A 13197-nucleotide genomic window follows, 5' to 3' on the forward strand; every position below is an offset into this window, starting at 1 on the left:
GTGGCTGAGGTGCCCCGACTGTCGTACCGCCGGGCACTGACCCGGGCCCTCGCCGACGAGTTGGCGCGCGACGAGGCGGTGTTCCTGCTCGGCGAGGACGTCCAGGTCGGGGCGTCGCTGGTGACCACCGGCCTGGCGAAGCGGTTCGGGACCGACCGGGTCCGCGACACCCCCCTGTCGGAGCAGGCGTTCACCAGCTTCGCCACCGGGGCGGCGCTGGCCGGACTGCGGCCGGTGATCGAGTTCCAGATCCCGTCGCTGCTGTTCCTGGTCTTCGAGCAGATCGTCAACCACGCGCACAAGTTCCCGCTGATGACCGGCGGGCAGTGCAGTGTTCCCGTCACCTACCTGGTGCCCGGCTCCGGGTCGCGCACCGGCTGGGCCGGGCAGCACTCCGACCACCCGTACAGCCTCTTCGCCCACGTCGGCGTGGTCACCGTCGTGCCGGCCACCCCGGCCGACGCGTACGGGCTGCTGGTCACCGCGATCCGGCACGACGACCCGGTGGTGGTGTTCGCACCGGCCGGCGCGATGGACGTCCGCGACGACGTGGCCGACCTTGAGCCGGTGCCGCTGGGCCGGGGCCGCGTCCACCGCTTCGGCGACGACGTCACGGTTGTCGCGATCGGGCACCTCGTGCACGACGCGCTCGCCGTGGCCGAGGAGCTGGCCGGCCAGGTCTCGGTGGAGGTGTTCGACCCGCGCACCCTGTACCCGTTCGACATCGACGGGTTGACCGAGTCGGTGGCCCGCACCGGGCGGCTCGTGGTCCTCGACGACGGCAACCGCTCCTGCGGCATGGCCGCCGAGATCATCGCCTCGGTGGTGGAGCGGGTCCGGCTGCTCGCCCCACCGCGCCGGGTCACCCGCCCGGACGGCGCGGTGCTGCCGTTCGCGCCAGCCCTGGACCGCGCCGTGCAGCCCTCCCGGGAGCAGCTCGCCACCGCCATCCACCTGACCATGAAGGACTCATCATGATCGATCCGAACTACTCGTGGCCGTCCGCCGACGGGGCCTGGACCGACCTGCCCGAGCCGGCCCGCCGGGCCATGGTGGCCAGCGGCGCAGCCGCCTGGGAACGCGTCTTCCATGGCCGGGCCACCTACAACAAGCAGTGGCGGCTGGCCCGCCCCCCGGTCCTGACCGCCGACGCCTGGCGGGAGCTGAACGAGGTCTGCGACAGGCTCGCCCAACTCGTCCTGGACGCCTGCCGGCGGCGGGTGGCCACTGCCGGTGAGCTGCGCCGGCTGCTCGGCGTCCCGGCGGGGGAGACCCGGCTACTGGACGAGTCGGAGCCGCTGACCGAGGCGCTGCTGGCGGCGTACCGGCCGGATGTGATCTTCACCGAGGGCGTGCCGAAGTTCGTCGAGTACAACATCGACAGCAGCCTCGGAGGAGGATTCGACGCCGACACCGTCATCCAGCGGTTCGCGCAGCTCTACGCCGAACAGGGCATCCTCGACGACCTGCCGGTACGCGCCGCGCCGTCGCTGCTGGACCAGCGGTTCGTGGCGATCCGCGCGGAGCTGGGGTTGCCCGACGGCGCACGGCTGGCGCTGCTGATGGACTTCGACGCCGACTACCCGGGCCTGGACGACCCGGAGACGTTCATCCGGATCCTCGACCCCCTCGCCGTGCGGGCCCGCGACTTCGGCATCGACCTGGTCATCGCGCCCCTGTCCACGGCCACCCTGGACGCCGAGCGCCGGCTCGTGGTCGACGGCGCACCTGTCGACGCGCTGTTCCGGCTCTTCGTGCCCAACCGGGTCACCCCGACCGCCGGCCTGGACGCGGTGGCCGGCGCGCTGGCCGCGGGCACGCTGCCGATGTACGTGTCGGCGGCGGCCTGGCTGCTGGGCAACAAGACCACCTTCGCCTGGCTGTGGGAGGACGTGGACGCCCTGCCCGCCGACGACCAGACGCTGATCCGCCGGCACGTGCCGTACACGGTGCCGCTGACAGCCGCGCTGCTCGATCGGGCGCTCGCCGAGCAGGCCGAGCTGGTGGCGAAACCGGCGGACGGCTCGGCCGGGCTCGGTGTGCTGATCGGCCCCGACCTGAGCCCGACGGACTGGGCCGAGGGCCTGCGCGCCGCCGTCGACCGGGGCGGGGCGATCCTGCAGCAGTACCTGCCCGCGGACCGGGTGCCGATGGACTTCGTGCAGATCGAGACCGGCGAGACGGTGACGGCCGACGTCCCGTACTCCCTGGCCCCGTACCTGTTCGGCCGCACGGCCTCCGGCGGCCTGGCCAGGGTGGGCTACCCCGGCGGCGACGGCATCCTCAACCTGGCCCACGGAGTCCTCCTAACCGGAATCCTCCTGTCCAACTAACCCCCCCCAGGCCCACCCCTTTCCTCGTCGATCATGAAGTTATTGCCCTCCGCAGCGGCGTGTCGTGGCGATAACTTCATGATCAACGGGGTTGGGGGGGGTTGGGGGGGTGGGGGGTTGGGGGGTTGGGGGGCAGGGGGGTGGAGGTGGTGGGAGAGGGTGCGGAGGGTTTCCGTTGTCGCTATGGCGTCGCTGCGGGCGCTGCCGTGGCGGCCGTCGGAGCTGTAGAGGGTCGGGTCGGCTGTCAGCGGGTGGTCGGTCAGGTGCACGTGGATGGTGTTGTGGCGCTGGGCCAGGCTCGCCGTGTGTCTTGACAGGCGGCGCATTCGTTCGCCCAGGCCGGGCCGCAGCGCGTCGGGCACCGCCGGGCTGTGCGAGACGTCGAACATGCCCACGGTGAGCACGTCCGCGCCGGCGTCGCGCAGCGCGGTGATCATCGCGGTCAGCTCGGCGTCCACCGCGTCGGCGTCGTACTTCGGATGGAACGCGTCGTTGCCGCCGCAGACGACGAGCGCGAGGTCCGGCGCGAAGGCCAGCGCCGGGGCGAGCTGCTCGGCCCGCACCTGGTGCGCGCGCAGCCCGCGCCGACCCATATTGCGGTACGCCAGCCCGGGGCGGGCGGCGCTCAGCTCGGCGGCCACCCGGTCGACCCACTGCACGTCCGGGTAGCCCGGGGTCGGCTCGCACATGCCCTCCACGACACTGTCGCCGATCGCCACGAACCGCCGCCACGGGTGCCCACGCAGCAGCTCGGCGGCCTCCCCGGGACGAAGGCAGTACGGATCCGTCGATTCGGTGAGCGTCGATGGCATGCCGGCACGCTAACCGAACCACACGCCGCCGGCCAGCAGCCCCACTGGCCACGCGCCGACGAACCACCGGCCGGTCCTCGGTCGACAGGGCTTTGACGCGCGTCCTACGGCGACCCGACCTCAGTTCTCCAGGGGACGCACCATGAGGGCGTCGATGCTGGCGGCGAACGGCTGCGGATCGATGTCGCCCTCGTATACCAGGGCTATGGTGCCGGTGGGAAGGTCGGGCGAGAGACAATAGAGCAGGTTGGTCCCGTTGCTGGTGACGACCAGCAGGCGGGTCGAGGCGATCTCCTGCTCCTCGTCCCAGTCCGCCAGACCGTCGGGTTCCTCGGCCCACTCCGCGTACGTGCTCATCTCGCCCACGTGCGCCAACCCGCCGGAGACGCCATCGGGGTGGCTGAAGCCGGCGTGCACGGTCTGGAGGAACGTCCGTGCGGCGGCGGGGAACCGGTTCCAGAATCGTGGCTCGCGGAACCGCCGGGGGTCCCAACCCATCCAGAGGACCAGTTCGTCGTCTCGGCCGCGGACGACGTAGATCAGCGCCAGTTCGCCGGCTGCCCGCCCGAGCCGGACGTCCAGCAGCCGAGTGCGGAACTCGCCGAAGAACTGTGGCAGCAGGTCGGTGAAGTCCGGCGTCCACCGAGCCAGAGCCGCCGCGATCCGCTCTTCGGCGGTGGGCGCCGTGACCACGGGGAGCCATTCCGGATGCAGGTCATCCGGGATGCCGGTGACGAGGCTCAGCGCCGGGGCGAAGGCGGCGTCCAGGATCGCGTCGTCGGTGACGCCGGGCAGCTCGCTCACCCCTGACTCTTCACCAGTTTGTTGATGATGTCCTGTAGTTGCCGGTAGGCCCGCGCCTCCCGGCGGACCTGAGCGGCCTGCCACGCCGGGTCGAACTTGGTCAGCGCTCCCACGCTCCGTGATCCCTTACTCGTGTTGGCCCATCTCGACATCCACTGGAAATTCACCGGTGCGTTCGCCACCCGGAACATGTTCTGTGGGGTCAGCTTCATGAAGTTCGGCATGTAGATCATGCGGGCTAGCGGGACGATGTGGTCGGGCGACACGCCCGGCGCTCCGGACTTCGGCCAGACGCCGACGACCCGGCCGGGGGCCGACGGGTCGGCGGCGCCGATCGTGGGCATCCGCTGACCCTGCAGGGTGAAGGCACGCCAGTTCCGCGGGTCTCCGGGCGAGTAGTTGCGAAGGACATCGAACAGCGGGCGTTCGGGGCTGGTCATCGGGACGGTCCACGTGTTCCCACCCCCGACCGGTGTGGTGCGTGGTGGGAAGTTCGGCGGGATCTTCTTGAGCGCCTCCGTCAGGTCGCTCAACTCGCGCGCCGTCGGCGGCGTGAACGTCGGCGACCCGGGCCGCTGGTCCGCCATCGCGGCGATGGCGGAGGCGCAGGCGGTGAGCGCGGCCGCGGCCTGGGTACGCGCCGCGTCGAGGGCGGCGGCCTCGGCGTTGTACGCGTTGTAGGCGGCGGCCTGCCTCGGCAGGGTGAACAGGTGCGGCTTCGCGTTGTGCACCTTGATCTGGGCCAGGACCTGCTCCACGGCGCGTTGCTGCCCGGCGCAGGCATCCTTGTCCCAGGGCGCCGCCGACGCCGGCGCGGGCACTGCCGTCACCAGGGCGACAAGCAACGTCAGCGCGGTGACGACGCGAGCTATCGGCTTGAACCTGCTGGTGGTCGGCAACACCGCACCGCCCTTACGTCCGTGGATCCCGTCTGTCTCCATCGGAGCATAGGCGGGTGTACGCCGGATATCAGTAACCGCCTATGCTGGTGGGGCCTGACGCAGGTCCGAGCGAGGCGAAGGGGCGAGATGACCGACGATCCGGACGCCTCCGTCGAGCCAACTCCCGAGCCGCGAGCGTCGAGCGAAGCGTTACCGGCCGGGCCGCCAGGACCGACTTGGCCGCCAGCACCGGCCGGGCCGCCAGCACCGACTTGGCCGCCAGCACTGACCGGGCCGCCTCCCACCGAACGGTCGCGCGGCCCGCGGCGTCGGGTCATCCTGATCGCGGGTGCGGCCGCCGTGGTCGTCCTCGCCGTGGTCGCGGTGGTCGTCGTCACCGCGCTGCGTCAGCGCGTCGACGAGCACAGCGACGAACGCGCGATCAGCAACCTGGTGACCGAGTTCGCCGCCGCCATCGACACCGCCGACCAGCCGAAGCTGGCCGAGTTGCTCTGCCCGGAGGAGGCCGCCGCGCTCGATGACGACGAGGTCGACCTCCACCCGGAGGCGAACGACCCGATCGAGATGCCCGCCGAGCACCGGATGCGGGTCTCCACGACCGCGGTCAGCATCACCGGCGACACCGCCACCGCGCAGGTCACCGTGGCCGGTCAGGAGCCGGTGACGCTGCACTTCCGCAAGCACGAGAAGCGCTGGACGGTGTGCGACCCGGGCGCGGGCCAGCCCACCGTCAGCCCCGCTCCGAACTGACGGCGGGGCGTCCTCGTGATCACCCACCCTCGGGTGGGGGTTGGTACGGCGGTTCGGGATCCGGGTGCGCGGGCCAGGATCGGCGACGCGGTGACGAGCAGGCACGCCACGGCCGCACGGTCGGCGAGGTCCTTCGCGCGGGCACGTCCGGTGGTCTTGGCAACGCGATTCGGCGGAAGCCGTTTCAATTGGCGATTGGTTGGCATCGTGCGGTGATCAGCGAGGCACGGCGTGTTCGGCGAGCAGTTCGTCGAGCACCCGCCGGGCCCAGGCCGCCGTGGCCGGCGCCGGGGCGTCCAGAGTGATGAGCGCCTTCCACAGCGCCCAGCCGCGCCCGCGCGCCCAGGTGGCCGCGTCGACGTCGAGCGCGTCGCGGAACGCCGCCCGGGAGGCGCCGCGCAGCAGGGTCCAGGCGATCACGGTGTCGCAGGCGGGATCGCCGACACCGCAGCAGCCGAAGTCGATGACGGCGGCCAGCCGGCCGTCGCGGACCAGGAGGTTGCCGTCCGCGACGTCGCCGTGGAACCAGACCGGCGGCCCGTCCCAGGTGGCATCGAGGGCGGCCTGCCAGATGTCGGTGACCACGTCGACGGGCAGCCGGTCGCGGTGCGCCTCGATCGCCGCCCGCGTTTCCGGGTCGTACGTGGACAGCGGCCCACCGCGCCAGGCGCTGTGCGGGCCGGCCACCGGACCGTCGGTGGCGTCGACGGCGCGCAGGGCGCGAAGGAAGGCGGCGAGGTCGGTCGCGAACCGGGTGAGGTCCTCGATTCGCTCGGCGGTGGCGGTCCGGCCGTCGATCCAGCCGTAGACCGACCACCCGTACGGATAGTCCGCGCCGGGCCGGCCGTGGGCCAGCGGAATGGGGATCTCCAGCGGCAGCCGCGCGCCGAGCCACGGCAGCCAGCGCTGCTCCTTGGCGACCTGCGACGCGTACCCCTCGCCGCTGGGTAGCCGCACTGTCATGTCCTCGCCCAGGTGGAAGGTGCGGTTGTCCCAGCCGCCGACCTCGACCGAGCGCACCGGCAGCTCGGCCCACCGGGGGAACTGCTCGGCGACCAGCCGGCGGACCAGGGTCGTGTCGATCCTTGTGCCGTCGTTTGGCACGTCAGGCAGGGGCGGTGCGCTCATCTGTTCGAGCCTGGGGGCACCGCAGGGTGGCCAGCAACCGATTTGCGTCGCAGGCAGAGCCGATCGCGGCCGGCGCTTGGGCTACACGTTGTTCTCATGGTCACTGAGCCGCGTCAAGAACGGGTAGCAAGAGGTGCAGCACCACCAACCACATAGCCGCCATCGATGCAATGATAAACAGTGCGACCCACGTCTCGTACCATCTGAGGAAGCTGCGCCACTGCGGCGGATCCCGAAATCCCTCCCCTGCAACCGGGTTCACCAGTCGACACTCTTCCCGGCGGTAATCCAACCAGGAGAAGATGCCGGCGATGATGAGCACTGCTGCAAAGCAGGCGACCAGCGATGCAAGGAACATCAAGGCTATCAGCCCGGCTCGGGCAACTCCTGGTTTTACCCCCCACTGCTCATAACCAAGAAAGAGAGCCACGCAGGCGGTGGCCAAGCTCGTCACGATTGCCTGGTACAGCGCCAGGAAGCGGTGGGTATTCTGATTCACACTCTCGATCTGGCGCAAGATATAGCGGTATCGCTCGAGCCGGATGTTGTCGGCCAGCGCGAGCCCGTCGTCAGAATCAGGCCGCACATCTTCTCCAATCCAAGAGTGTTCGACGGCTGCGATGACGGTCCTAAGTATCCGCCGGTGGTCGACGTAAACGGTAGGCATCCACCCTCGCCTCACCGACTCCGTCTGCGCACCCAAGTACCAGGCGATTGTCACCCGATTCATCAAGGTCGAGGCATTCGAAACTGTCCACTAATTCTAAGGGTTCACAGTTCCAGGCAAGTGAGGCCGCCTCGATGATAATCTTGGTTGACCCGACTCTTCCAGCATAATACCACCATCTACGCGGATTCCATTTGCCACGTTCGGCGGCGCCGAATTCGGAGAACCGTTCGTCCTTGGGTCGCTTTAGCACCTCTTCCGGAAAGAACCAATGCGGGTAATCGTAGACGATCGCGTGGGCGGGAAGGATCACCTGCCTGCCCCTCGTCTGGTCGATGTAAACAGCCGTGCCGTCGTCCCGGTGGAAAACGTGTAGCTCCCAACTCGGGATCATGATGAGTTCGTCGCGCTCTCTCAGCATCGTGACGAGGTCGGCCGGAAGGATTTCGCCACCGTCCACAAAACCGCAGGGTAGGAGTGGGACCTCGGCTCCGACTGAACGCGCGAGATCGCCCGCTCCGTACCTGCTCCGGGCGGTCGCGAACTTGCTCCTCCGCACAAGTTCCGCTTGTGATTCCGCCCATCCCCTCAATTCATCCGTCTTGGCTACGGGAAACGCCGAGAATCGATCAGCCTTCAAAGGCGCTCCGCAAAATGCGCCAAGGCAGTCCCAAATCTGGTCCGCGTAGAATCCACCCACGTATATCTTGGCTCTCGGGGATGGCCACCACCATAGGTCCTTCACTGTCTCGGACTCCAGGCCAGACGCAAGGATGGCTCGCCCGATCACGTCTCCATTCTCGTCCCGCAGATCGCGTACGTGTTCGGCGAAGACCTCCTCGTAGGCGTCATACATGGCCTGCTCGGCGGGATGAAGTTCGCTGCTTTGGTACAGTCTACGGAAAAGGTCGCGGGGCGGCAGTGTCTTCCAGTCGTTACCGCGCAGCAGGGTTTCAGTGGCGGATCCTTCGTCCGGGCCGTCTAGTTGGATATCCACATCAGCGAGGGCGCAGAGCTCCAGCAACAGCGTCCGCAGCATGTGCGTCCTAGATTGATTCAGTGTGTCTGTTCTGAATAATCCATCCTCTGAGAGTGGGTCGTGCCTCAGTTTGGCTCGAAGGACAGTGCCTCCGCCGTGAAGGCGCTCTGCCTCGTCAGCTACACGAAGCAGTGGCCGGGTGTTCAGCCCGTTCGGAAAAACCAGCACATTCGTTTCATTTGCCGCCTCGAAGTGCTTCAGACTCTTGACCTCGACGTAGTCGGCAATCATGAAAATCGAGAAGAACCCTATTCCGAACTGACCCGTGGATTTGAATCCGCGAGAGATGAGGCCGGGATATTCGCTCGCCATGTCGGTGGATTGCCAGTGTGAATACCCGAAATCGGTGAGCGCGGCAACCAGCTTGTCTGCGCTCATTCCTATGCCGTGATCCTCAATCGTCAACCAATAGGATTCGTCCTCCTTCTTAAGACGTACCATCACAGCGAGGTCGCTGCCACCGAAAAGCCTCGATCGAGCCCGGACCGCGTCGGCGGCGTTGGCAACGGCCTCGCGTAGCGCGACCTCGGGGCGATCGCCGTACAACTCCTTCCCGCCGAGTCGGCCGACAACGTCGCTTACCTGTGAGACCCGCAATGTGGCATCGATGGGCCGCCAACCTGACGTGGGGATGAATCGCGCCAGGCGATCAGGCGACTCTGCGCCTGCAACCGATCGGACCAGAAACCTGGGTCTATCGAGGTCGGCGCAGAGAGCGTCCACCTTACCAAGCTCGCGATCGATCATTCCGATGGTGTCGAATGCCAGCCACCACGCAGATGCTTCGCTCACCTCGAAAACCTGATTCGATGTGTATTCGAGTCGATCTGCTGTTACCCGTGGCCTCGTCAGGCGTTGCTGAAAATACCAGTGCCGGCTCGAATCCCCGGTGGGTCGACGGAATGCGTGGAGATAGGTCGGTGCTCGCCTGCTGTCGATGTGGACGGCGTCTGCCAGGCGTAGTATGCAGGCAATCTTGAGCGAGTCGACGTGCCAACTGTCAGGATGGCGCGCGTAGGATCCCAAGACATTCGGGAAATGGTTGGGAAGGTCATCTACGTCGAACCAGTGGCTGTGCGCAATTCTTCCGATTACGGCGCCGAAAGCGCTGCGAAGCTCCGTGTTCTCCAGCAGTGGGAAGTCTCCACCCGTTGCGGTTCGGAAGCGTTGGGAGGCGAGACGTTCGGCTTGCTTCGCGTGGCGGAGTCGAAGAACGGTCGATATTGCATCTTCGCGGGCTAGCTTGCGTAACCCCTCCTCATTCGATCCTGCGACACTCGCGCTCTTCAGCTTCTCCAGTGCCATCGCAAACAGGTCGTCGAATATCGGGTCGCTCATGACGTCGTCCGCCCCACCCGGGAAGGCCGAAAGGCCCATACCTAGGTCGTGCAAGAGGAACGATCCGCCCATGACGAAAGCTTCTGCGGGATTGATCGGGAAATCATCTCCGGTCAGAAGCGAAGCAGTATCCCAGAGAGCATCGATGTGATCGATCGAATGGTCGGTGAACATTGGCATCGAAATGGCTATCTCGCTTGCCAAATCGCGGACCACGCTTCTGAATTGTAGGTACGCAGCACGAAGTTGATCGCGCTGCTCGCTACCCACCCCCGAGTCTTCCGCGCCCAGCGTTCGTAGCCAGAGCCGTGACTGCATGAAGTCCGTTGTCATTTCGTCTCCACCGTGACTGAAGCGCGAGGTGACGATGCTAGACAATGGGAACGATGTTTAGAGTCCATGATCTTCCAGCTGGAGGGCCGGCATCCTCGCCAACCTTGTGGTATTACGAATCCGGCCCCTCGCGGACCGTGGTGCTGGTGTGCCACTAGTCGATAGCTGGAGTTGTGTGACGGTGACCAGGTCGACGTCAGGGTGCGGCGGTGGGGGCCAATCGTGTCGGTGCCTTCGGCTGGGACGGCCGGCTCACCAGTGGGAACGCGGTGACGAGCAGGCATGCCACGGCCATGGCCAGCAGCGCCGGGGTGAGCCCGAGCGCGTCCACCGACCAGCCGCCGAGCAGCGCGCCGACCGGCAGGCCCACGAAGGCCAGCGAGCCGGCGATGCCGAGCACCCGGGTCTGCAGTTCCGGCGGCACCCGTTCGTAGAGCGCCACCCCGAGCAGCGGGTTGACCGCCGCGATGCCGATCCCGGACAGGAACGTCACCACGAGCACGACAGGCAACTCGTCGCTGATCGCCAGCGCGACCAGCCGGGGCGTGCCGGCGACAGTCGCCCCGAGCAGGAACGTCAGCCGGCCGGGCAGCCGAGTGCCGAGGGCGGTGAACAGCACGTTGCCCAGCAGCGCGCCCGCCGAGAACGCCGCCAGCACGAGACCGAGCCCGCGCGGGCCGTGCAGTTCCCGGGCGACCCAGAACGGGATGTAGACGGCCACGCTGGCGTTGGCGACCATGTTCAGCGCCGAGACGACCACCAGCATGCCCAGTAGTGGCCGGTCCCGGCCGAGGAAGCCGAACCCGTCGCGCAGCGCGCGTAGGTAGCCGACCGGGGCGGTGGGCTGCGCCGGGGCGGCCGGCGGTCGGACCAGCAGACCGATGAGCAGCGCGCAGATCGCGAAGCTGGCCGCGTCGATGAGGATCGCCTGGCTCACCCCGAACGCGGCGATCAACAGGCCGCCCACGGCGGCGCCGAACAGCGTCACCACCCGACTCAACCCGTCGTACGCCGAGGTCAGGCGGATCAGTGGCACCCCGGCGGCCTCGGCGACCGGTCGGAACATGACGTGCTTGACCCGGTCGGAGATGCCGCGCAGCCCACCGGCCACCGCGACGAGAGCCACCAGGGGTGCGAAGCCCAGCCACGGGGTCAACGCGACGACCACCATGGCCACCGCGCTGCCCGCGTCACACAGGATCGAGGTGCGGCGCAGGCCGATGCGGTCCGCCCAGGGCGTACCCAGAGCACTGGACAGCAGGTACGGCAGCGTCTCGGCGAACGCGACGAGGCCCATCTTGGTGGGGCTGCCGGTGGTGACCAGCACCAGCCAGGGGATGGTCACCACCGAGATGCGGGTGCCCAGGTTGGAGACCAGGTCCGCGCCGACCAGGACTACCAGTTGCCGGCGGGGTGTCACGCCCCGACCGCCGCCGCCCGGCGCGCGGCGTACCGCTCGCGCAGCGCCCGCTTGTCCACCTTCACCGACCGGTTCACCGGCAACCTGTCGACGAACTCCACAGCGGCCGGCGCCCACATCTCGTTGAGCTCGGCGGTCACCAGGTCGATCAGCTCCGCCTCGGTGACCGTCGCGCCGGGCGCGGTCACCACGTACGCGTACGGCACCTCGCCTACCGTCTGGTCCGGTACGCCGATCACTGCGGTGGCCCGTACCTGCGGGTGCCCGGCCAGCACATCCTCGATGGGCCGGCAGAAGATCGCCCAGTTCCGCCGGGTCGTGACGATCATGTCGTGCGCCCGGTCGACCAGATAGAGGAAACCGTCGTCGTCGAGGTGGCCGATGTCGCGGGTACGCACCCACCCGTCGACGAGGGTCTGCGCGGTCAACTCGGGCTGGCCGTGGTAGCCGGCGAAGCTGAGCCGGGTCTGCACCCACACCTCGCCGTCGCGGCCCGTCGGGAGCACCGTGCCGTCGTCGTCGCGAATCTCGATGCGGACGTCGCCGTAGGGTCGCCCGCAGGAGCGCAGCCGCTGCGGGTGCTCCGGATCGTCGGTCAGCCCGGGCAGCGCGGTGATGACCACGGCCTCGCTGAGGCCGTACACGATGCGCAGCACCGGGCCGAACCGCGCGATGGCCTGGCGCAGCCGGGCGGGCGCGGCGGGCCCGGCGCCCACGTTGAACATGAACATGGCCGAGAAGTCGGCGCCCACAAGCGCCGGGTGGTCCAGCAGCTCGTAGAGCATCGGTGGGGTGACGAAGGTGGAGTTGATCCGTTCCCGCTGCACGGTGGACACGAACGCGACCGGGTCCCAGTCGTCGCGCAGGAACAGCACCCCGCCGGTGAACAGGTTGAACAGGGTGGTGATCTGGCCGCTGGCCAGCCACATCGGCGAGTGCGACAGGTGCCGCAGCAGCGGGAATCCGGCGGCCCGGAAGTCGGCAGCGAGGGTGAGGATCTGGGCGTAGAAGCTCTCGGTGTGGTGCACCAACTTGGGAGCGCCTGTGGTGCCGCTGGTCTGCAGGAACGACTCCGGCGCGGGCACGGGTGCCGGCAGCTCAGTCGTCCCGGTGTCGGCGGTGACGTCCGGGCCGGCGCCGCCGGGGCCCAGGCAGCACACCGGCACGCCGGGCAGCGCGGCGGCAAGCTCCGGCCCCAGGCTGGCCGGGTCGCGCGCGTCGTAGACAAGCGCGTCGGGGCGGGCCAGCCGGATGAACTCGTCGACCTCCCGGCGGGCGGTGACCGGGGCGACCCACATCGTCCGGCAGCCGAGCAGGTGCAGGGCGAGCTGGAGCAGCGGTCCCTCCACCGCGTTCGCCACTGTCACCAGCACCGCCGCGCCGGGCCGTACGCCGTGTCGGGTCAGGGCCGCGGCCATCGCGCGCACCAGCGCGGCCGCCTCGGTGTACGTGATGCGGCGGTCACCACCGACAAGCGCCTCCCGGTCGCCGAAGTCGGCGAAGAGATCCAGTGCCCTGTCCACGTACGTCGTGTGCCCGGGTCCGTCAGTCATTCGGCAGCCCCCATCCGAGAAAGCGGCGGCCCCGGGCCGCTTCCCGGTGACGAGACGACCGCACCGCCGCCGCCTGCGAGCCTAGGCCGGCGAGGGCGGGGCGGGACCGGGTGAGAAG

General features: G+C 68.6%; 10 protein-coding genes and 1 pseudogene. 3 read left to right on the forward strand and 8 right to left on the reverse strand.

Annotated elements, in window-relative coordinates:
- Positions 1 to 9 precede the first annotated feature (9 nt).
- Positions 10 to 978, forward strand: a complete 969-nt coding sequence (locus ACGFIE_RS07625; RefSeq protein WP_393292139.1) for an alpha-ketoacid dehydrogenase subunit beta — start codon at positions 10 to 12, stop codon at positions 976 to 978.
- Positions 975 to 2333: a hypothetical protein gene (locus ACGFIE_RS07630; protein ID WP_393292142.1), complete on the forward strand. Its 1359-nt coding sequence runs from the start codon at positions 975 to 977 to the stop codon at positions 2331 to 2333. The genes ACGFIE_RS07625 and ACGFIE_RS07630 overlap by 4 nt, the downstream gene beginning before the upstream one ends.
- 137 nt (positions 2334 to 2470) lie before the next feature.
- Here ACGFIE_RS07630 and ACGFIE_RS07635 read toward each other — a convergent pair.
- The 3 genes and pseudogenes from ACGFIE_RS07635 to ACGFIE_RS07645 form a co-directional block, all read right to left on the reverse strand.
- A pseudogene (locus tag ACGFIE_RS07635) lies at positions 2471 to 3145 on the reverse strand (SGNH/GDSL hydrolase family protein); the annotation flags it as partial.
- A 120-nt stretch (positions 3146 to 3265) separates the two neighbouring features.
- Positions 3266 to 3949 carry a hypothetical protein gene (locus tag ACGFIE_RS07640; protein WP_393292144.1) on the reverse strand — a complete coding sequence of 228 codons (684 nt, stop codon included), beginning with the start codon at positions 3947 to 3949 and terminating at the stop codon, positions 3266 to 3268.
- The gene (locus ACGFIE_RS07645; RefSeq protein ID WP_393292145.1) at positions 3946 to 4890 is read right to left on the reverse strand and encodes a hypothetical protein; all 945 of its coding nucleotides are present in this window, start codon (positions 4888 to 4890) and stop codon (positions 3946 to 3948) included. Before ACGFIE_RS07645 ends, ACGFIE_RS07640 begins: the two co-directional genes overlap by 4 nt.
- A 300-nt stretch (positions 4891 to 5190) precedes the next feature.
- Between ACGFIE_RS07645 and ACGFIE_RS07650 the strand changes: the two genes are divergently transcribed.
- Entirely contained in the window at positions 5191 to 5601 is a 411-nt protein-coding gene (locus ACGFIE_RS07650; RefSeq protein ID WP_393292147.1) for a hypothetical protein, read from the forward strand.
- Positions 5602 to 5817: 216 nt separating this feature from the next.
- Here the strand turns inward: ACGFIE_RS07650 and ACGFIE_RS07655 are convergent, their stop codons facing one another.
- The 5 genes from ACGFIE_RS07655 to ACGFIE_RS07675 form a co-directional block, all read right to left on the reverse strand.
- Complete coding sequence (locus tag ACGFIE_RS07655) at positions 5818 to 6729, reverse strand: aminoglycoside phosphotransferase family protein (RefSeq protein WP_393292149.1); 912 nt, start codon at positions 6727 to 6729, stop codon at positions 5818 to 5820.
- A gap of 100 nt (positions 6730 to 6829) precedes the next feature.
- A complete protein-coding gene (locus tag ACGFIE_RS07660) occupies positions 6830 to 7396 on the reverse strand; it encodes a hypothetical protein (RefSeq protein WP_393292151.1) in 567 nt (188 codons plus the stop codon).
- Entirely contained in the window at positions 7359 to 10106 is a 2748-nt protein-coding gene (locus ACGFIE_RS07665) for an ATP-binding protein (protein ID WP_393292153.1), read from the reverse strand. Before ACGFIE_RS07665 ends, ACGFIE_RS07660 begins: the two co-directional genes overlap by 38 nt.
- Before the next feature lie 196 nt (positions 10107 to 10302).
- Entirely contained in the window at positions 10303 to 11526 is a 1224-nt protein-coding gene (locus ACGFIE_RS07670) for an MFS transporter (protein WP_393292155.1), read from the reverse strand.
- Positions 11523 to 13079, reverse strand: coding sequence for an AMP-binding protein (locus ACGFIE_RS07675; RefSeq protein WP_393292157.1), 1557 nt, complete (start codon positions 13077 to 13079; stop codon positions 11523 to 11525). The genes ACGFIE_RS07670 and ACGFIE_RS07675 overlap by 4 nt, the downstream gene beginning before the upstream one ends.
- Positions 13080 to 13197 lie beyond the last annotated feature (118 nt).

The organism is Micromonospora sp. NPDC049275 (genome assembly GCF_043197115.1).
GTDB lineage: Bacteria > Actinomycetota > Actinomycetes > Mycobacteriales > Micromonosporaceae > Micromonospora.